Origin of the sequence: Salinibacterium sp. ZJ450 (assembly GCF_011751885.2) — a bacterium.
Taxonomy (GTDB): domain Bacteria; phylum Actinomycetota; class Actinomycetes; order Actinomycetales; family Microbacteriaceae; genus Ruicaihuangia.
Genome location: NZ_CP061771.1, coordinates 1857751 through 1877061, shown reverse-complemented (window position 1 = coordinate 1877061; position 19311 = coordinate 1857751). Strand labels below are relative to the sequence as shown.

The following is a 19311-nucleotide window of genomic DNA, read 5'->3' as shown; positions in this document are numbered from 1 at the left end:
ATTACTACGCCCTGGGATGACCCCTTCGCCATCAGACGCGAATTGCGGGCCGATCGTCGCTATCCAATGAGTCGTTGGCGCGCCACGCATAGAGAACAGCCAGCGCGCAGACGATCGCGAAAGCGATTGAGCCGATGATCCACAGCGGCATTGGCCCGATGGGCAATCCCCACCACCACTGGACGGTCTTATCGAGATTCGGCCAGAAGTCGTGGAGCCCCGTCGTGAACCGGCGGATGGTGAACCATTGGATGGTGAGGTTGCCAAGAAATGCGGCGGCAGCAACGATCAAGATATGCACACGCCCGAGTCCGGCACTCGCGGTGTGAAGTGCCCGTCGCCTTCCGTCGGTCACGGGCTCAAGTCCCGTCCGCCCTACCGTGTATTTGCTGGCCAGGAGTCTATTTGGGACCGTCCAGTTGCTGAGCGGTACTGATTCTGCCCCTTATTTGACCCCTCCCGTTCCTCAAGTTCGGCGTTCAAGTTGTTCGGCAGTCGATCAGCCAAGCAGCGCCTGCGCGATCGTGTAGATGACCAATCCGGCAAGGGCGCCGACGATCGTGCCGTTCAGGCGGATGTACTGGAGGTCGCGACCCACCATCAGCTCGATCTTCTCGGTGGTCTCTGCGGCATCCCATCGCTCGACCGTGTCGGTGATGATCGAGGCGATGTCATGGCGATACCGGTCGACCAGCGGCACGGCCGCGTCGGTCACCCAGCCGTCGACGCGGCGTTGGAGCGCGGCATCCGTCGTCAGCCGTCCGCCGATCTCGACGAGCGCCTGCGCGGCGCGGCGGCGCAAACCACTCTGCGGGTCGGCGAGCGAGATGAGCAGCCCCGCCTTGGCAGTGTTCCACGCCTCGGAGGCGAGTTCGCGGACGCGCGGGCTGTCGAACAGCGTAGCCTTCGTCGCCTCGAGCCGTGCCATCGTCGCAGGATCGTGATGCAGGTGATCGGCGAGGCGTCGGAGGTAGCCGTCGATCGCGATGCGAGCAGGATGCCGGCGATCGGCCTGCACGGCGGCGACGAACTTCACGGCTTCGTTGTACACCGTGTCATCGACGAGGCGAGCTGCGATCGACGGCACCCACACCGGCAGACGACGCGAGACGAGCCCCGAGAACGACGCGTGGTTGGCGGCGAGCCACGTCGCGATGCTGTCGACTGCGAGGTCGACCGCGCCGTGGTGGGCCCCGGACCCGACGATGCGCCCGAGCCATTCGCCCAGCGGCGGTCCCCACTGCGGCGCGACCAGGTGCTCGCGGGCGAGATCCTCGATGATGTCGTTCACGTCGTCGTCGCTGAGCGCGCGCAGGACGTCCGCCGCTATGACGGATGCCTCGGTGCCCACGCGCTCTGCGTGGGCGGGCACCAGAAGCCACTCGCCGAGCCGCGCGGCGATCGCCGTCCGCTCGAGCTTGGTGCGGACGACGTCGCCGCGGAGGAATTTCGGTCTCGACGAACTCGCCGAGGTTCTGACCGATCTCGTCCTTGCGATTCGGGATTAGATGAAGGGCGTCGCGCTGCGGTGTGGAGCATCATTGCGGGAATCATAGCCATCGATGATCACGGATGGGACCCCACGGCATGCCCTGCACACCCATAAAGATTCTTTGTGGCGTGCGAAATTCACCGTGACTTCTCAGAAAGCCCTAGCTCCCGCGTGCTGCCGGGCGACGCGTACCCCAGCACTCCAGAGGTGAGCAATCGCTTGCCAAAATGCGATTCAACGTCGGGTACCGTAGCTGCCGAGATTCCGGGGAAAAGCCCCAGAAGACCAGAGAATCAATCGCGTTAGGTACTAGTTTTTGTCGTCTCACCGCATGCCCGCCACTTCCACCCACAAGAGAACAGCTCGTCTCCGCAAGCACTGCGCGCTCGGCGCTGTGGCCGCCGCCGCAGTCCTCGGAGTCGCCTTCGCCCCCGTCGGCAACTCCTCCGCAGAGGCAGCCGGCGCGGTTAGCGTCTCATCCTCCGCTGAACTTACGTCGGCACTGACATCCGCCACCGCCGGCGATGTCATCACCCTGGAAGACGGCACCTACACTGGCAAATTCAAGGCGGCGGCATCCGGTACCCAGGCCGCCCCGATCACGCTCGTCGGCTCGCCCAACGCCGTGCTCACCACCGGCTCGACCTCCTCCGGCTATGGCCTGCACGTCACCGGGCACAACTGGAACATCACGGGCTTCAGCGTGTCCGGCGCGCAGAAGGGCATCGTCCTCGATGACTCGGACAACACCGTGATCGACGGCGTCGATGTTGGATCGACCGGCCACGAAGGCATCCACCTTCGCTCGAGCAGCAACGGCGTCACCGTCCGCAACTCCACCGTCCACGACGCCGGCGTGGTCACGCCGGCAATCGGCGAGGGCATCTACGTCGGAACCGCCGAGAGCAACTGGGGCGAGGTCATGGGTTCCTCGTCCACCGCCGACCAGTCCGACAACGCGGTTATCGAGAACAACCGGATCTTCAACACCGCCGCCGAGGGCATCGACGTGAAGGAGGGCACGACCGGCGGCCGTGTCATCGGGAACAGTTTCGATAACGCAGGCCACTCGGGTGCCAACAACGCAGACTCCTGGATCGACATCAAGGGCAACGGTTACGTGGTCGCTGACAACTCCGGCACCACCGCCCGCGTCGACGCGATCCAGGTTCACTCGGTGCGAGACGGCTGGGGTGGGAACAACACGTTCACCGGCAACGGCACCGTCGCTGCAGTCCCGGGCTTCGAGGTGAACATCGCCTCGAAGACGCCTGGCAACGTCGTCGACTGCAAGGCCTCAGACGCCGCCCAGGGCCTCACCAACGTCGACTGCAGCTAGCTGACACAACGGCCACGGCCAGCCGTCTGCCGGAAGGCAGCGGCTGGCCGTTCCTCGTTAAGCCCTGGTGGGCTGACGTGCGGTAGCCCGCGGGTTCAAGTCCCGTCCGCCCTCCGGGAATTCCTCGCGCACTCTCGCTCAGCGCGAGCACTTCGCTCGTGATCGCCTCGGTGAGGCGGTCGAGGTCCGGGCAGGTGTCCGGGTCCGAGGCAATGGTCAGCACCAGGTTTCCCGCGTAGGAGAGCGCCGCGAACGAGACCGTGACGTTGCCGGCCGCGACGCCGAGCGGCAGGATCTCGGTCACCGGGTTGCCGGCAAGGCTCATCGTCGCCACGGGGCCTCTGACGTTGGTCACAAAGGTGTTCACCAGGCGCTGATGGTCAATGAACCGGCGATACACACCGGTGCGGCCGAGCGTCCGAAATACCGGGCCAATCAGGGCATTGGATGCCGCGCGGGGAGGCAGCTTCGCCGCTCGGATGATTCGGGTGATCAGTTCCAGACGGGACGCTGGGTCGCCGGTTCCGGGCAGTACCAGGGGGATCACCCCGTTTCTGTTCCCCCGGGTTCGCGATAGTTGTTTCGCGCCGGTCTGATACCGGTACCGACAGCACGAAGTGGTCCAGGGTTTCGCCACGGGACTGAAGCAGGGTATGCAATGCCCCGGTGATCGCCGCGAGCAACAGATCGTTCACCGTGGCGTCGTGCTGATGGGCGACAGCGATGATCCGTTGCAGGCTGAAGCGCAGGCTGGCGTATCGCCGGCGCGGGCCCGTCGGCTGGTTGAGGGACGATCGCGGCAGCAGCGGTCGCACCGCCGGGCGCAACTCGGTGGAAGGCGGCAGCCAGCCGCCGGAGTGCCTGGGGGAGTCGTCGGATCGTCCGGATGTGTTCCATGAGCGCGTCCGCGAACAGGGCACGGCGAGTCGGAGCCGTTCGGGGGAACGTGCCCGGCGACATCCGCTCTGCTCCGTCGACGATGCCTGCCAGCACGGCGAGCCCGGCGATGCCGTCTGCGAGCACGTGATGGAACACCGCGACCAGCGCCGCCTGCCGTTCGCCGGTGTGGGTGATGATGCGGATGCGCCAGAGTGGCCGGCCTGTCTCAGCCGGGGTCGGCAGTTCGGCTGCGATATCGAGAACCGACTGCACCCCACCCGGTTCAGGACACGAGACAACCGACACGTGGTTCTCGATTTGAAAGTCTGGATCATCTGTCCACACCGGTCGACCAAATCCCATCGGGACGCGAAGCAGGCGTTGCCGGAGCCGGGTACGTCGGTACCCGATCCCTGATGGCATCCAGCACCGACGCGGGGTCAAACTCAGCATCCACGCTGAGGAACAGAGCGGCCCCCACCTGCATGGGCGTGGATCCCCGTTCAGCCGCCAACGACATTAGGTCATCGGCGCTGATCCGCTCGGGCCGGAGGCGGTCCATACAGCCGACCGTACGCACCATCACCGCACCCGACAAGGGCGCTGACAGGTCGGGGTCGAGGGAGCCCGGGGGAGGAGGACCGAGCGCGTCGTTGGGGCGAACAGCTGGCAGCACTCAGGGAACGCTCAGGGTAACCCCCGATATCCGAGCAACGCTCAAGCTGGAACGCTGGTCTCGGGCGGTTCTCCGACCGCCCATCTGATTCAGAGAGGCCAGCATGACCGTCCGAACACCACGTCCCGACGCCGCACGATCCGACAAGGCGGGACTCACCGGCCGGTCACTGATCTTCTTCTTCGTCGCCACCTTCGTCGTGTCGTGGGGGGCGGGCATCAGCTATGTGCTGTTCCAAGAGCAAGTCGACGCCATCTTCGGGCCAATGCAGTACACCAACCCGGTCTTCATCTTCATGGTCTACGCGCCGGGCATCGTCGGCGTGCTGATGGTGCTGCGTCACTACGGGATGTCGGGACTTGGCCGCTTCTTCCGGCGGTTCGCGCTCTGGCGGATGTCGCTGGTCTGGTGGCTCGTGCTACTACTGGGTATGCCCGCGGTGTACTACGCAGGCGCCGCCGTCACCGGCAGCATCACCGACCCGTTCCCGTTCGCCACGTGGGACGCCCTGTGGCCTGCCATGCTGGCGATGCTCTTCATCGGCCCGATCGAGGAACTCGGCTGGCGGGGCGTTGCCCTGCCCTTGCTGCAACGCCGCATGGCGCCGCTTTGGTCGGCTCTCCTGCTCGGGTTGATCATCGCTCTCTGGCACACACCGTCATTCCTACTGAGCGGCACCAAGCAGGCCGGATGGGAGTTCTGGCCCTTCTTCTGCGGCATTATCGCGATCAGCGTCATCCTCACCGCGATGTTCAACGCGTCCCGCGGCAGCCTGCTGGTGGCCTTCCTCTTCCACGCGCAGATGAACAACCCGATCTGGCCGGACGCCCAACCCTGGGACATGTGGATCTTCGTCGCCGTCGCCGTCGTGGTGGCCGTAGCGAACCGCAAGGCCATGCTCGACCGCAGCGCTGGAGTGACCGCGGTTCTTGCCTCGACCGGGGCAGCCGACGACGCCGCCCCGGAAAACCCGGGCACAAAAACCCGACAGGACCTCACAACGCCACGGTAGGGTAACGACCATGCTGGAGATCATCCTGGGACTGCTGCCCATCATCGGCCTTGCACTTCTCGTCATCCTGATCGGCGTGTTCTATGCGCGGTCGATTTACAAGAACGCCGGGCCGGATGAAGCCATCCTGGTGACCGGCCGACGGTCCAAGGTCACCGTGGTGGATGGGCAGACGACCGAGGAATCGGGTCAGAAGGTCGTGCGCGGCGCCGGCGTGTTCATCACCCCGTTCTTCCAGAAGGCGCACAAGTTGTCGCTCCGCTCCCGCGCCATCGAGCTGACCGCGGTGGCCCAGGACAAGAACGGCGTCACGCTGACCGTGGAGGCCGTGGCCATCGTTAAGGTCGGTGACACCGAGGAAGCGATTCGCGCGGCCGCCCAGCGGTTCCTCGGCCAGGACAAGAACATCGATAACTTCTCGCAGGAGGTGCTGTCCGGCTCGCTGCGCGCGTCGATCGGCGCCACCGACGTGCTGACGATCATCCAGCGGCGCGATGAGCTCGGCGCGTCGGTTCTCGTGACCGCCCGCGATTCGCTCGCGAACCAGGGCATCGACGTGGACTCGTTCGAGATCAAGGGCATCACCGACCAAAACGGCTACATCGAAGACCTCGGTCGCGCCGAGCAGGCGAAGGTGCGCAAACAGGCCGAAGTGGCGGAATCGCAGGCGACCCGTGAAGCGCGGGAAGCTGCCATCACCAACGAGCAAGCGGTCGCCGAGGCAGAGAACCTGCTGGCGCTGCGTAAGGCCGCGCTGCAGCTGGACACCGACCGCGCCGCCGCCGAGGCGGCTGCGGCGAAGCCTCTCGCCGAGGCGAAGGCGCAGCAGTCGATCGTCGCCGAGCAGGAACAGACCGCCAACCGACGCGCCGAACTGCGCAAGGCCGAGCTCGACGCGGAGGTCAAGGCGGAAGCCGACGCCGAGGCGTACCGCCTGCAGAAGCTCGCCGAGGCGGAGGCCGGGGCATCCGTCGCCCGCGCGAACGCCGACCGGGATTCCCGGATCGCGGCGGCCGCGGCGATCCGCGAAGAGGGCCAGGCGCAGGCCGACGCCATCCGCGCCAAGGGAAACGCCGAGGCCGAGGCGACCAAGGCTGCCGCCGACGCGCTCGCGCACCAGTCCGATGCCCTTATCCAGTTGCGGATGATCGAGAGCCTGCCGCTGATCGCACGCGAGTTGGCCGCCCCGATGGGCAACATCGACCAGCTGACCGTGATCTCCACCGACGGCGCGAGCCAACTGACCAAGAACGTGGTGTCGGGCCTGACCGAGGTGGACAGCGTACTGTCCTCCACGATGGGCGTCAGCGTGCGTGACCTGCTCGGCAAGTTCGTCGGCGGCAGTGCCGCAGGTGCGGCGTTCGGGCAGGTGGCAACCTCGGGTCACGCCACAGCGCACCCGAGGTTCGAGTCCGTCGTCGAGGACGAGCCCGCGCTCACCGTCGACACCGCTCCGGCTGCACCGGCCGCACCTGCGGTGCCGGCAACCGAGTCGGTCCCGGCAAGCTAGCGACCAGCACGTCGCACCGCGGGCTGGCCGTGTCGCAGCCGACCGGATTAGGCTGCGGTCATGGTCGACTCGAGAGCGGCGCTGTCCGATGATGCCCGTGCGCGCATCCTGAACGCTGAGATCGCACGATACGCCGCGCGCGGCTGGCAGGTGCAGTCGATCACGACGGATCAGGCCGTTCTCTCCAAGAACAAGCGCATCGGCTGGTTCTGGAACATAGTGCTCACCTTCTTCACTTTCGGCCTGTGGATGATTGTCGTGATCGCTCGGCTGATCAACCGAAAGCGGATCGCCCTGCTGATCACGGTCGGGCCATCCGGCGCGGTTCGGGTCACCTGACGGATGCCGGCCCCCACGCGTGACGTGCGCGCGGCAGAGGGTTATCCTGCGAGTTGGGGGACTGCTTTCGCGGAAGAAGGAATCGCTCATGATCGAGACATCCCACCGCACGCTGCAGGGCATGCTGATCACGCTGGTGGCGATCGCCGCCCTCGGCGGATGCACCCAGCCGTACAGTGACACGACCGGCAACGGCGGCGCACCGCGCACCACGGAGGGTCATGGCCAGAACGCCAAAGGTGCGCTCACCATCACTACGGCAGAGAGCGATCTCGGTGAGATCATGGTCGACGAGCAGGGCAGGACGCTGTACCTGTTCGACAACGACACCGCCGGATCAAAGAGCGCCTGCGAGGGGGACTGCGCGGCGACCTGGCCGCCGGTGACTTCGTCGGATGAACCAACAGGCGAGGAGGGGATTGACGCTCAGCTCGGCTTGTACACCCGGGCGGACGGCAGCGACCAGGTCACTATCAACGGTCTGCCGGTGTACTACTTCGCGGAGGATGAACAGCCAGGCGACGTCAACGGCCAAGGAGTCGGCGGGATCTGGTGGGTGATCACACCCGACGGTGAGAAGGTGACCGACGCCGATGCGCCATCGCGATATTGACGCAGCCACCCACCCCGTTTTCAGGTTCGCGCAGCACAGTCAGGAGTAGCGCATGAGGCGCGATGCACATGAGGAAGTGAGGAACTGATCATGGGACTCGACGACAAGGCGAAGAACGCAGCGGAGAAAGCCACCGGCAAGATGAAGGAAGCCGTGGGCGACGCAACGGACAACCGGGATCTGGAAGCCGAGGGACAGGCCGAGCAGACGAAGGCCAACCTGAAGCAGGCCGGCGAGAACGTCAAGGACGCGTTCAAGAAGTAGCAGATGGCAAGCAGCGGCCCGGGCAGCGAATCGCGCCCGGGCGGCGTGCTGTGCCGGCGCCCTGCGAACCTTGGAGCGGCCTGTGTATATGGTGAACGCAGGCTGTCTGGGAGTTAACTGGTCGCACCAGATCTCCCGAAGAGAGGTGCACCAAATGGATAACCAGTGGGTGTGGATCATTGTCGGAATCGTCGTCATCGTCATTGTCATCGCTGCCATCGTGTTCTTCATGCGGCAACGTCAGGGCGTGCGCGACGAGCAGAACCGCAAACAGGCCGCCGAACTGCGGGCGCGAGCGCAGGAGTCAGAGCTCGCCGCGAAGGAGCGCGAGGCGAAGGCCGCCCAGGCGGACGCGAACGCGCGGCAGGCGGAAGTGGATGCTGAACGCCTGCGCCGCGAGGCCGCGCAGCGCCAGAACGATGCCCAGCAGGTGCGCTCCGAGGCTCAGGAACAGTTGAACCGGGCCGACAAGGTGGATCCCGACGTGGTGACGGATCGGCGTGGCGACGTGCGGCGTGGCACCGCTCCCGACACGACTGCCGACACCACTCCGGACACCACCCCCGACACGACCGTGGAGCCGCCGGTTCGCGACGCCAGCCACCCGGACACGCCTGACCCCGACGCCGGACGACACGAGCCGCCGCGCATCGGCTGAGTGGGTGATGGTGCCAGCGGTGTCGCCGGCACCATGCAGACTGGTGGGATGCACGTCGTCCTCAGCACTCTGCATGAAGGCGGCGTACGGCTGACCACGCTTGTCGTGGACGGCGCTGACTTTGCCCGCACGGATGTTCAGGATGTTCCGCGGGTGGCGTTGGCGCCCCTCATCCGAGACATGGAGCAGCGGCCGCAGCCGCCGCGTTGGGTGTGGTCGGACACCGCCGTCTGGTACCCGCGCCTGCTCGGCGAGGGCGTATCCGTCGCGCGTTGCGTCGATCTCCGACTCTGTCATGCGATTCTTCGGGCGAGTGCGGCGACTGCCTCCAGTGATCTCGCCACCGCACCGTCCTCGGTGTGGGACGGGCCGCGCTCGGCGACACCCGTTGCCGGACTGTTCGAGCTGGAGCCGGCGGCGGACGGCGACCCCGTCGAGGAGTTCCTGCTGCAGCAGCGTGCGCTCAAGCAGACCGACGGACGTCTCGGGCTCCTGCTCGCCGCCGAGTCGGCTGGCGCGCTGGTCGCTGCCGAGATGACGTTCGCGGGTGTGCCGTGGCGGGCCGACGAACACGAGCGCATCCTGGCCGACATGCTCGGTCCGCGACCGTTCGCCGGGTACCGGCCGAGCAAGCTGGAGGCGAAGCTCGGGGAGGTGCGGGCGGCGCTCGAGGTGCCGGAGCTGAACCCTGATTCGCCCGGCGAGCTGATGAAGGCACTACACGGCGCCGGAATCGTCGCCCAGAGCACCCGCTCATTCGAGCTCGCGGAGATCGACCACCCGGCGATCGAGCCGCTGCTGGAGTACAAGAAGCTGGCAAGGCTGATGACCGCGAACGGATGGAACTGGCTCGACACGTGGGTGGCGCACGGACGCTTTCGCCCGACATACATTCCTGGCGGTGTCGTGACCGGCCGGTGGGCATCGGACGGCGGCGGTGCGCTGCAGCTGCCGCATCAGGTGCGCGACGCGGTTCGAGCCGACCCCGGCTGGACGCTCGTGGTCGCCGATGCCGCACAGTTGGAGCCCCGGATTCTGGCCGCGATGGCCGGCGACAATGCCATGGCCATCGCCGGCCATGGCGGCGACCTGTACGAGGGCATGGTAACCGCCGGCGCCGTGGAGACTCGCCAGCAGGCGAAGTACGGCATGCTCGGTGCCATGTACGGCGGTACCACCGGTGAGAGCGGGCGTATGCTGCCGCGGCTGGCGCGCGCTTTTCCGCGGGCGATCGGACTGGTCGAGCATGCGGCCCGGGCTGGGGAGCGCGGCGAACGGGTGAGCACCTGGCTCGGCCGCACCTCGCCGGCGCCCGGCGCCTCCTGGCGACAGGCCCAAGACGAGGCATCCGACGACGGCGCAAGCGCGGCGCTGCAGTCGAGTGCGCGCGGACAGGCACGCAGCTGGGGGCGGTTCACCCGCAACTTCGTGGTGCAGGGCACCGCGGCGGAATGGGCTCTCAGCTGGATGGCGTCGGTGCGGATGCGGTTGCGGACGCTGTATGACGGCACGCTGACGGATGGACCGCATCTGGCGTTCTTCCTGCACGACGAGGTGATGGTGCACACCCCGAAGGCTCTGGCGCCCCAGGTGGCCGACATCCTGGAGCAGGCTGCGGCCGATGCCGGACGACTGCTGTTCCCCGGCAGCCCCGTCGATTTCAGAGTCACGGTCGCGGTGGTGGACTCCTACGCCGACGCGAAATAGTCAGGCGGCTTGCGGGATGCGGCGACGGCCTCGCTTCGGGCGGTCGGTGCGCACCGGCCAGCCGCGGGTGGGCGGCAGGTCGTCCAGCCAGCGCAGCGCCGCTTCGGCAAGCAGCCGCGTCGCCTGAACCCGCGGTCCGGTGGCTGCCGAGGCCCGGTGCAGCCAGGCCAGACGCGCCGAGGCGATCAGGTCGCTCGCGTCAAAGCCCGGAAGGGAACGTGCCAGCAGCACGCGTTCGACCATGTCGCCCCAGTCAGCGGTCGAGGCATCCGTGAGCCACTCCGATGCGGCGGCCGCGCCCGTCGGGCTGAGCTCGTAGAGGGGGAGTCGATCATCGCTCAGGCCGGCGTCGCGCACCAGGGAATCACGTTTCAACCGGTCGAGCGTGGAGTACACCTGCCCGGCGTTAAGGGGACGCTCGCGCCCTGTGCGTTCCACGACCTCACCGTGCAGCTGATATCCATAGGCGGGGCCGAGCGTGAGCACGGCGAGAATCGCCATCCGGGTTGACATAGAGCAGACTCTAGCGGCAAGTCATCCTCAGATTAATTGAATGACACGCTTGTTATTGCCCGCTTGTGTCGGCAATAATGCTGAAAGCAACACTGCAGCTCGGTTTCACAGGTCGATGGGGAAGTCGCACCTAACGAAACGGAGTGAAACGTGGCTGCTGCAACTGCGCGCGGAGTGATTTATGTTCACTCCGCCCCTCGCGCGCTCTGCCCCCATGTCGAATGGGCTGCAGGTCGCGCTCTTGGTCGTGCCGTGAATTTTGCCTGGACCAGCCAGCCGGTGCTGCGTGGCGCCCAGCGCACCGAGTTCTACTGGGAAGGCGACAAGGGCACCGGTGCCCGGTTGGCGTCGGCCCTGCGCGGCTGGGAGCACCTGCGCTACGAGGTGACCGAGGACGCCGGCCTTGGTACCGACGGCGGTCGCTGGATGCACACTCCCGACCTCGGCATCTACTACGCACAGACCGACACGGCGGGAAACACGGTGATCCCGGAGGATCGCGTGCGGTACGCCATGGAGATCGCAGGAACCAACGCGCTTGAACTACACCGCGAACTGCGTCTGGCCCTCGGCCACGCGTGGGATCAAGAACTGGAGCCCTTCCGGTACGCCGGAGAGGACAGCCAGGTGGTGTGGCTTCACAAGGTGGGGTGACGCAGAGCGGCTGGTCGTGCGACCGGGTTCGGGCCCGGTCGTGACGCTGCCGCTCGGTGGTCGAGCTTGTCGAGAGGGGTCTCGACAAGCTCGACCAACGGATTTAGCTGTAAGTGCGGAAGGCCGCCACGGCGTTGTGTCCGCCGAAGCCGAACGAGTTGCTGATCGCGAGCAGCGGTCCTTCCGGCAGCTTGCGCGGCGTGGTGACGACATCGAGCGGGATCGCTGGATCCTGGTTGGTGAGGTTGATCGTCGGGGGAGCGGTGCGCTCGTGCAAGGCGAGGATCGTGAAGATCGCCTCCAGCGCGCCGGTGCCGCCGAGCAGGTGCCCGGTGGCGGCCTTCGTCGCCGACACGGGGATGTTGGGCAGATGGTCACCGAAGACACGCAGCATGGCGTTGTACTCGGCGATGTCGCCCACCGGGGTGGAGGTGGCGTGCGCGTTGATGTGGTGCACGTCCTGCGGCGTGGCGCCGGCCTGCTCGAGCGCGTCGAGCATGGCCCGTGCCGCGGCGGATCCCTCGGGGTCGGGCGCAGTGATGTGATACGAGTCGGCGGTGACAGCCGCTCCGGCGAGTTCCGCGTAAATCCGGGCGCCGCGGGCGAGCGCGTGCTCCTCGGTCTCCAGCACGAGTGCGCCGGCTCCTTCGCTGAGGACGAAGCCGTCGCGTTCGCTGTCGTATGGTCGGGATGCCGTGGCCGGGTCGTCGTTGCGGCGTGACAGCGCCTGCATGGCGGCGAACGCGGCGATCGGCAGCGGATGCACGACGGCCTCGGTGCCGCCGGCGATGACGACATCCGCGAGTCCCTGCTGCAGGTGCTCGTAGGCGTTGGCGAGCGCCTCGGTGCTCGATGCGCAGGCGGACACCACGGTGCGGGCGTAGGCGCGGGAGGGGATGTTCATGCTGATCGCGGCGGCTGCGCCGTTCGGCATGATCATCGGGATGGTCATGGGCAGCACGCGGCGGGGGCCCTTTTCCTTGAGCGTCTCGAACGCGTCAAGGAGGGTCCACAGTCCGCCAATTCCGGTGGAGTAGTCGACGCCCACGCGCAGCGGGTCGACGTTGGGAGCGCCGGCATCCGCCCATGCCTCACGTGCGGCGATCAGCGCGAACTGGCTCGACGGGTCAAGTCGCTTGATCTCCTGGCGCTCCAGAACGTCTGCGGCAGGAACCTTCGCCTGACCGGCGAACTTCACGGGGAGTTCGTAGCGTTCCACCCATTCCTGCTCGAGGCGGGTGATCCCGGACTCGCCCGCGAGGAGCGCGTTCCAGGTGTCCCGGGCGGTTCCGCCCAGGGGGGAGGTCGCGCCGATACCGGTGACGACAATCTTTTTGGTCATAGCGATGCTCTCTGCGGGTCACAAAGGGAGGTCAGGGGGAAAACAAGCAGTGGTGGGGGCCGAAGCCCCCACCTGGTGCAACTAGGCCTGGGCGTTGACGATGAAGGTCACAGCGTCGCCGACGGTCTTGAGGTTCTTGACCTCTTCGTCGGGGATCTTCACGTCGAACTTCTCTTCGGCGTTGACGACAATGGTCATCATCGAGATCGAGTCGATGTCCAGGTCGTCGGTGAACGACTTGTCGAGTTCAACCGTGTCGGTTGCAATGCCGGTTTCGTCGTTGACGAGTTCTGCCAGGCCGGCAAGTACTTCTTCGGTGGACAATGCCATTGTTTTCTCCTTGTGGATCGATTTTGACCGAGAGTCAGTCTACGGAAGAACTATTACTTGGGCCCCGAATACGAGGCCCGCGCCGAACCCGATTTGCAGCGCAAGCCCGCCGCTGAGTTCGGGATGTTCCTTGAGCAGCCGGTGAGTGGCGAGGGGAATCGAGGCAGCGGACGTGTTTCCGGTGGTCTCGATGTCTCGGGCGATCACGACGCTCTCCGGCAGCTTCAGCTGCTTGGCGAACTCGTCGATGATGCGCATGTTCGCCTGGTGGGGGATGAACGCGGCGAGCTGGTCGCTGGTGACGCCCGCAGCCTCAAGGGCCTGCTTGGCGACCTTGGCCATCTCCCAGACCGCCCAGCGGAAGACCGTCTGGCCTTCCTGGCGCAGCGTGGGCCACTCGGCCTTGCCGTCGCGGTACTCGACGAGCGTGGAGTTCATGGTCACAGCACCGGCTCGCGAGCCGTCTGAGCCCCATACCGGCGCTGCGATGCCCGGGAAGTCGCTCGGGCCGACCACGGCGGCACCGGCTCCGTCGCCGAGCAGGAAGGAGATCGATCGATCGGTTGGGTCGACAACGTCTGAGAGCTTCTCGGCGCCGATCACGAGGGCGTAGTGGGCTGCCCCGCTGCGGATTAGGGCATCGGCCTGGGTGATGGCGTAGCTGAATCCGGCGCAGGCGGCGTTGGAGTCGTAGGCGGCTGCCGGGTTCGCGCCGAGGTTGTCGGCGACGACGGCCGCCATCGATGGGGTCTGGCGCACATTGCTGATCGTCGCCGCGATGACGAGGTCGATCTGATCGGGACGGATGCCGGATGCCTCGATCGCTTCACGACCGGCCTCGGTGGCGAGGTCAACCGCAGATACCTCGGCGGAGGCCCGGGTGCGGGTGATGATGCCCGTGCGCTGCCGGATCCACTCATCGCTGGAGTCGATCGGGCCGATCAGATCCTCATTCGGCACGCTGACGTCGCCGCGGGCAGCTCCGTAGCTGTAGATGCGCGTGAACTCCACGCCGCGAGACTGAGTAAGGGTGGGATGCGTCATGCGTTCGTATCAATCATTTCGAGGGCGGCGGGCAGGTCGTCGGGAGTCTTCACGGCCACCGTGGGAACGCCGCGCAGCCCGCGCTTGGCGAGGCCGACCAGCGCGCCGGCGGGGGCAAGCTCGATGATGCCGGTCACTCCGGCGGTCGCGAGGGACCCCATGGTGAGGTCCCAGCGCACCGGCGATGACACCTGGCCGACCAGCAGATCGACGAACACCGGGCCGGATGCCACCTGCTTGCCGTCCCGGTTAGTCCAGAGCGCAAGCGTCGGGTCGGTCACCGTCAGGGTGGCCGCCACGTCGCGGAGGTGGTTCACGGCCGAGGCCATGTAACGGGTGTGGAACGCCCCGGCGACCTGCAGCGGGATCACCCGTGATCCGGCAGGAGGGGCAGCCTTCAACTCGTCCAGTGCAGGCAGTTCGCCGGCGACCACGATCTGGCCACCGCCATTGAAGTTGGCCGGGAACAGGCCGAGCCGGTCGAGCGTCTCGAGCAGCTCCGCTTCATCGCCGCCCACGACGGCGCTCATCCCGGTGTGCACCTCGGCCGCTGCGGTCGCCATCGCCGTGCCGCGTTCGCGCACGAACCGCATGGCGTCGGACTCTGACAGCACGCCGGCACCTGCCGCCGCGGTGATCTCGCCGACGGAGTGCCCGGCGATGCCGCCGAGCTTCTTACGGCGGCCGCCGTCGAGGAGGGCACTCAGGGTGAGGAGGCCTGCCGCCACGATGAGGGGCTGGGCGACCGCCGTGTCACGGATGGTGTCGGCATCGGACACGGTGCCGTGGGCGACCAGATCCATTCCGATGGTGTCCGAGATACGGCTGAGCTGGTCGCGGAATCGCTCTTCGGCCAGCCAGGGTTCGAGGAACCCTGGGGTCTGTGAGCCCTGTCCGGGGGCAACGACAACAATCACTTATCTAGTCTCCCAACCTGATTGACGGTGCTTGGTGTAGGTATTCCACCAAAGATCAGCGGATCTCTTGTGAACGGCGCGCAGTCAGCGCCGTTTCTGCCCGTCCGGTTCCGCGATCGAGCCGATGATCAGGGCGGACTGCAGGATGAGCGCCTCGCGGGCGCCGGTGGCGTCCCAGCCGATGACCTCGCTGATCCGCTTCAGGCGGTACCGCACCGTGTTCGGGTGCACGAACAGCTCCCGGGCGGTGGCTTCGAGTGAGCGGCCGTTGTCGAGATAGCACCACAGCGTGGTCAGCAGATCGGTGGAGTGGTTCTTCAGGGGACGGTAGATGCGATTGATCAGCGTGCTGCGCGCGATTGGATCCCCGGCCAGGGCGCGCTCCGGCAGCAGGTCGTCCGCGAGCGTGGGGCGCGGCGCGTTGCGCCAGGCCTTGGCGACGGCAAACCCGGCGAGTGCGGCCTTCGCGCTGCGGGATGCATCGACCAGGGTCTCCACCTCGGGGCCGAGCACCAGATGGCCGGGTCCAAAGCCAGGTTCCAGCTGGGTGGCGATGTCGATGAACGGCATGGGGGCCGGCGCATCCTCGGCCAAGTCGGCGGCGGCGGCGCGGGCGCGGCCGATGACCAGCACCAGGCGGTTGCCCTGCACCCCGATCAACAGGTCCGCCTCGAGGTGGCGGGCGGTGCGGCGCAGCTGGTCGACGTCGAGCATGTGCGGCGCGGTGCCCACCAGCACGCAGGCCTCGCCGTGGCCGTTCCAGCCCAGCGCAGCGATCCGGCTGGGAAGTTCATTGTCGTACTCGCCGGAGAGGATCGAGTCGACCACGAGCGCCTCCAGGCGCGCATCCCACAGGCCACGAGCCTCGGCCGCGCGGGCGTAGACGTCGGCGGCGGCGAAGGCGATCTCGCGCGAGTACAGCAGGATCGCCTCACGCAGTGAGTCGTCGCCGTCCTTCACCCGGTCTTCGACCAGTTCCACGGTCACCCGGATCAGCTGCAGTGTCTGCTGCAGGCTCACCGAACGCAGCAGCTCGCGCGGCGCCACACCGAAAACATCCGCGGCGATCCACGGCGTGGACTTCGGGTCGTCGTACCAGGCGATGAACGAGGTGATGCCGGCCTGCGCGACCATCCCGACAGCGGAGCGCCGCCCTGGCGGCATGTCGCTATACCAGGGCAGCGTCTCCTCCAGACGCTTGATCGTTGCGGTCGCGAGCTCGCCCGAGACCGCGCGCAACCATGCGAGCGTCTGCTGTTTGGTTTTGGGCGTGGGCACGGGCGGGCTAGCTCTCCCCGCCGGCCGTGCCGGTGCTGCCAGCGCTCACGTCGTGCAGCTGGTACTTCTCGATCGCCTGACCGATGACCGCGCGGTCGACCTTGCCCTGCTTCGCGAGCGACTCGAGGGTGCGCACCACCAGCGACGGGCCGTCGATCTTGAAGTAGCGGCGAGCGGCGGCGCGGGTGTCCGAGAAGCCGAAGTCATCCGCGCCGAGCGTGGCGTAGTCGCCCGGCACGAACTGCCGGATCTGGTCGGGCACCGCGTGCATGAAGTCGGTCACCGCAAGGAACGGTCCCTCCCTGCCAGACAGCTTCTGCGTCACATACGGCACCTGCGGTTCCTCGTCAGGGTGCAGGAAGTTGTGCTGCTCGGCGGCGAGGCCGTCGCGGCGCAGTTCGGTCCAGGACGTCACGCTCCAGACATCCGCCGAGACGTTCCAGTCTGCGGCGAGCATGGCCTGGGCTTCCAGCGCCCACGGCAGGGCGACGCCGGAGGCCAGCAGCTGTGCCTTCGGGCCGGTCGCGGTTCCCTGGTTCAGCTGGTAGATGCCCTTCAGCAGGCCATCGACATCCAGGTTCTCCGGCTCGACCGGCTGCTGCATCGGCTCGTTGTACACGGTGAGGTAGTACATGACGTTCGGGTTCGGGTGCTGCCCGCCGTACATCCGCTCGAGTCCGGCCTGCACGATCCGGCCCAGCTCATAGCCGTACGCCGGGTCGTAGCTGACGACGGCCGGGTTGGTGGCTGCCAGGAGGAGGGAGTGTCCGTCCGCGTGCTGCAGGCCTTCACCGGTGAGGGTGGTGCGTCCGGCGGTGGCGCCGATGATGAAGCCTCGGGCCATCTGGTCGCCGGCTGCCCACATGGCGTCGCCGGTGCGCTGGAACCCGAACATCGAGTAGAACACGTACACCGGGATTAGCGGCTCGCCGTGTGTCGAGTACGCGGTGGCCGCGGCGGTGAAGGCAGCGAAAGCTCCAGCCTCGTTGATGCCGACGTGCACGATCTGGCCCTGCGGGCTCTCCTTGTAGGCGAGCAGCAGCTCCCGGTCGACCGACATGTAGTGCTGGCCGTGCGGGTTGTAGATCTTCGCAGTCGGGAAGTACGCGTCCATGCCGAACGTGCGGGCCTCGTCGGGGATGATCGGCACGACACGGTGACCGAAGTCCTTGGAGCGCAGCAGGTCCTTCAGCAGCCGGGCGAACGCCATGGTGGTCGCCACCATCTGCTTGCCAGAGCCACGCTTGGTGACCTCGTACAGCGAGTCATCCGGCAGATTCAGCTGGGTGTACTTGCTGCGGCGTTCCGGAACGTATCCGCCGAGTTCGCGGCGACGCTCCTGCAGATACTGGATAGCCTCGTCGTTCTCGCCGGGGTGGTAGTACGGCGGCTGATACGGGTCGGCTTCGAGCTGCTCGTCGGTGATCGGGATGCGCATCTCGTCACGGAACTGCTTCAGGTCGGGCAGCGTCAGCTTCTTCATCTGGTGGGTCGCATTGCGGCCCTCAAAGGACTTGCCGAGGCCGTAGCCCTTGATGGTGTGCGCCAGGATCACGGTGGGCTGTCCGCCCTTGTGCTCGGCTGCCGCCTTGAACGCCGCGTAAACCTTGCGGTAGTCGTGACCGCCGCGTTTGAGACCCCAGATCTGCTCGTCGGTGTAGTCCTTGACCAATTCCGCGGTGCGCGGGTCGCGGCCGAAGAAGTTCTCACGCACGAACGCGCCGTCTTCAGCCTTGTAGGTCTGGTAGTCGCCATCCGGAGTGACGTTCATCAGGTTGACGAGCGCGCCGTCCTTGTCGCGGGCGAGCAGGTCATCCCACTCGCGTCCCCAGACCACCTTGATCACGTGCCAGCCGGCGCCGCGGAAGAAGCTTTCCAGTTCCTGCATGATCTTGCCGTTGCCGCGCACCGGGCCGTCGAGTCGCTGCAGGTTGCAGTTGACCACGAAGGTGAGGTTGTCGAGGCCTTCGTTGGTGGCCCACTGCAGGGCGCCGCGGCTCTCGACCTCGTCCATCTCGCCGTCGCCGAGGAACGCCCAGACGTGCTGGTCGCCGGTGTCCTTGATGCCACGGTTCGCGAGGTACTTGTTGGACTGGGCCTGGTAGATCGCGTTGATCGGGCCGAGTCCCATCGACACGGTGGGGAACTGCCAGAAGTCCGGCATCAACCGCGGGTGCGGGTAGGAGCTCAGGCCGTTCGGTGCCTTCGACTTCTCCTGACGGAATCCGTCGAGCTGCTCTGCGCTCAGCCGGCCCTCGAGGAAGGCGCGCGCGTACATGCCGGGGGAGGCGTGGCCCTGGAAGAAGACCTGATCGCCGCCGGACTCATGGTCCTGGCCGCGGAAGAAGTAGTTCTCGCCGATCTCATACAGCGACGAGGATGACGCGTACGTGGCGATGTGTCCGCCGACGGAGATGTCGGGGCGCTGTGCACGGTGCACGGTGATGGCGGCGTTCCAGCGGATCCACGCCCGGTACTGACGCTCAAGCGCCTCGTTGCCGGGGAATTCCGGTTCGTCTTCTGGTGCGATGGTGTTGATGAAGTCGGTGGTCGGAACCATCGGAACACCCAGCTGCAGTTCTTTCGACCGCTTCAGCAGGTTCAGGATGATCTCCCGCCCGCGTTCATGGCCCTTCTCCGCGACGACAGCGTCGAGCGACTCTTGCCATTCAGCGGTTTCTTCCGGGTCGACGTCGGCGTGATGCACCGAGTACGGGTCCTGGTCGTTTACCGTCACTGTGACC

Annotated in this window: 18 protein-coding genes and 2 pseudogenes; 9 read left to right on the top strand and 11 right to left on the bottom strand. The window is 66.6% G+C overall.

All coding sequences use genetic code 11. From position 1 onward, the window contains the following. Positions 1 to 31 precede the first annotated feature (31 nt). Complete coding sequence (locus HCT51_RS08870; RefSeq protein ID WP_166871540.1) at positions 32 to 301, bottom strand: hypothetical protein; 270 nt, start codon at positions 299 to 301, stop codon at positions 32 to 34. A 198-nt stretch (positions 302 to 499) separates the two neighbouring features. Then, a pseudogene (locus tag HCT51_RS08865) lies at positions 500 to 1508 on the bottom strand (DUF445 domain-containing protein); the annotation flags it as partial. 315 nt (positions 1509 to 1823) lie between these two features. Between HCT51_RS08865 and HCT51_RS08860 the strand changes: the two are divergent. Then, positions 1824 to 2831, top strand: coding sequence for a right-handed parallel beta-helix repeat-containing protein (locus HCT51_RS08860; protein ID WP_166871544.1), 1008 nt, complete (start codon positions 1824 to 1826; stop codon positions 2829 to 2831). Here HCT51_RS08860 and HCT51_RS08855 read toward each other — a convergent pair. After that, entirely contained in the window at positions 2809 to 3468 is a 660-nt protein-coding gene (locus HCT51_RS08855; RefSeq protein WP_255523557.1) for a WS/DGAT domain-containing protein, read from the bottom strand. The two genes, HCT51_RS08860 and HCT51_RS08855, sit on opposite strands and share 23 nt — an antisense overlap. A 106-nt stretch (positions 3469 to 3574) precedes the next feature. Continuing rightward, positions 3575 to 4073: pseudogene (locus HCT51_RS18970) on the bottom strand (wax ester/triacylglycerol synthase domain-containing protein); the annotation flags it as partial. 416 nt (positions 4074 to 4489) lie between these two features. On the opposite strand from HCT51_RS18970, the gene HCT51_RS08845 reads away from it, so the two are divergent. From HCT51_RS08845 to HCT51_RS08815, 7 genes are all read left to right on the top strand, one after another. Further along, on the top strand, positions 4490 to 5398 hold the full coding sequence (locus tag HCT51_RS08845) for a type II CAAX endopeptidase family protein (RefSeq protein WP_166871554.1): 909 nt from the start codon (positions 4490 to 4492) through the stop codon (positions 5396 to 5398). 10 nt (positions 5399 to 5408) lie between these two features. After that, positions 5409 to 6908 carry a flotillin family protein gene (locus HCT51_RS08840; protein ID WP_166871558.1) on the top strand — a complete coding sequence of 500 codons (1500 nt, stop codon included), beginning with the start codon at positions 5409 to 5411 and terminating at the stop codon, positions 6906 to 6908. 60 nt (positions 6909 to 6968) lie between these two features. Continuing rightward, entirely contained in the window at positions 6969 to 7247 is a 279-nt protein-coding gene (locus tag HCT51_RS08835) for a hypothetical protein (protein ID WP_166871562.1), read from the top strand. Between the two features lie 88 nt (positions 7248 to 7335). Then, positions 7336 to 7860 (top strand): COG4315 family predicted lipoprotein, encoded by a 525-nt coding sequence (locus HCT51_RS08830; RefSeq protein WP_166871565.1) that lies wholly within the window; start codon positions 7336 to 7338, stop codon positions 7858 to 7860. A 90-nt stretch (positions 7861 to 7950) separates the two neighbouring features. Next, on the top strand, positions 7951 to 8124 hold the full coding sequence (locus tag HCT51_RS08825) for a CsbD family protein (RefSeq protein WP_166871568.1): 174 nt from the start codon (positions 7951 to 7953) through the stop codon (positions 8122 to 8124). Positions 8125 to 8278: 154 nt separating this feature from the next. Next, positions 8279 to 8782 (top strand): hypothetical protein, encoded by a 504-nt coding sequence (locus tag HCT51_RS08820; RefSeq protein WP_166871571.1) that lies wholly within the window; start codon positions 8279 to 8281, stop codon positions 8780 to 8782. Between the two features lie 48 nt (positions 8783 to 8830). Then, positions 8831 to 10489, top strand: coding sequence for a bifunctional 3'-5' exonuclease/DNA polymerase (locus HCT51_RS08815; protein WP_166871574.1), 1659 nt, complete (start codon positions 8831 to 8833; stop codon positions 10487 to 10489). On the opposite strand, the gene HCT51_RS08810 is transcribed toward HCT51_RS08815, so the two are convergent. Beyond that, the gene (locus HCT51_RS08810) at positions 10490 to 11002 is read right to left on the bottom strand and encodes a PadR family transcriptional regulator (RefSeq protein ID WP_166871578.1); all 513 of its coding nucleotides are present in this window, start codon (positions 11000 to 11002) and stop codon (positions 10490 to 10492) included. Positions 11003 to 11152: 150 nt separating this feature from the next. Between HCT51_RS08810 and HCT51_RS08805 the strand changes: the two genes are divergently transcribed. Further along, a complete protein-coding gene (locus HCT51_RS08805; protein WP_166871580.1) occupies positions 11153 to 11656 on the top strand; it encodes a DUF3145 domain-containing protein in 504 nt (167 codons plus the stop codon). Between the two features lie 103 nt (positions 11657 to 11759). Here the strand turns inward: HCT51_RS08805 and fabF are convergent, their stop codons facing one another. The 6 genes from fabF to aceE form a co-directional block, all read right to left on the bottom strand. Then, complete coding sequence (fabF, locus tag HCT51_RS08800) at positions 11760 to 12998, bottom strand: beta-ketoacyl-ACP synthase II (RefSeq protein ID WP_166871583.1); 1239 nt, start codon at positions 12996 to 12998, stop codon at positions 11760 to 11762. Between the two features lie 81 nt (positions 12999 to 13079). Beyond that, on the bottom strand, positions 13080 to 13328 hold the full coding sequence (locus tag HCT51_RS08795; protein ID WP_166871586.1) for an acyl carrier protein: 249 nt from the start codon (positions 13326 to 13328) through the stop codon (positions 13080 to 13082). Positions 13329 to 13367: 39 nt separating this feature from the next. Continuing rightward, entirely contained in the window at positions 13368 to 14372 is a 1005-nt protein-coding gene (locus HCT51_RS08790) for a beta-ketoacyl-ACP synthase III (RefSeq protein ID WP_166871588.1), read from the bottom strand. Beyond that, complete coding sequence (locus HCT51_RS08785; RefSeq protein ID WP_166871591.1) at positions 14369 to 15289, bottom strand: ACP S-malonyltransferase; 921 nt, start codon at positions 15287 to 15289, stop codon at positions 14369 to 14371. Before HCT51_RS08785 ends, HCT51_RS08790 begins: the two co-directional genes overlap by 4 nt. Positions 15290 to 15373: 84 nt before the next feature. Continuing rightward, a complete protein-coding gene (locus HCT51_RS08780) occupies positions 15374 to 16567 on the bottom strand; it encodes a PucR family transcriptional regulator (RefSeq protein WP_166871594.1) in 1194 nt (397 codons plus the stop codon). A 7-nt stretch (positions 16568 to 16574) separates the two neighbouring features. Next, entirely contained in the window at positions 16575 to 19304 is a 2730-nt protein-coding gene (gene aceE / locus HCT51_RS08775) for a pyruvate dehydrogenase (acetyl-transferring), homodimeric type (RefSeq protein WP_166871597.1), read from the bottom strand. Between the last annotated feature and the right edge of the window lie 7 nt (positions 19305 to 19311).

Coding starts and splice junctions, on each gene's coding strand:
- HCT51_RS08795 (WP_166871586.1), bottom strand. CDS start 13,328: ATGGCATTGTCCACCGAAGAAGTACTTGCCGGCCTGGCAGAACTCGTC.
- HCT51_RS08845 (WP_166871554.1), top strand. CDS start 4,490: ATGACCGTCCGAACACCACGTCCCGACGCCGCACGATCCGACAAGGCG.
- fabF (WP_166871583.1), bottom strand. CDS start 12,998: ATGACCAAAAAGATTGTCGTCACCGGTATCGGCGCGACCTCCCCCCTG.
- HCT51_RS08840 (WP_166871558.1), top strand. CDS start 5,409: ATGCTGGAGATCATCCTGGGACTGCTGCCCATCATCGGCCTTGCACTT.
- HCT51_RS08790 (WP_166871588.1), bottom strand. CDS start 14,372: ATGACGCATCCCACCCTTACTCAGTCTCGCGGCGTGGAGTTCACGCGC.
- HCT51_RS08810 (WP_166871578.1), bottom strand. CDS start 11,002: ATGTCAACCCGGATGGCGATTCTCGCCGTGCTCACGCTCGGCCCCGCC.
- HCT51_RS08830 (WP_166871565.1), top strand. CDS start 7,336: ATGATCGAGACATCCCACCGCACGCTGCAGGGCATGCTGATCACGCTG.
- HCT51_RS08860 (WP_166871544.1), top strand. CDS start 1,824: ATGCCCGCCACTTCCACCCACAAGAGAACAGCTCGTCTCCGCAAGCAC.
- HCT51_RS08835 (WP_166871562.1), top strand. CDS start 6,969: ATGGTCGACTCGAGAGCGGCGCTGTCCGATGATGCCCGTGCGCGCATC.
- HCT51_RS08815 (WP_166871574.1), top strand. CDS start 8,831: ATGCACGTCGTCCTCAGCACTCTGCATGAAGGCGGCGTACGGCTGACC.
- HCT51_RS08820 (WP_166871571.1), top strand. CDS start 8,279: ATGGATAACCAGTGGGTGTGGATCATTGTCGGAATCGTCGTCATCGTC.
- HCT51_RS08825 (WP_166871568.1), top strand. CDS start 7,951: ATGGGACTCGACGACAAGGCGAAGAACGCAGCGGAGAAAGCCACCGGC.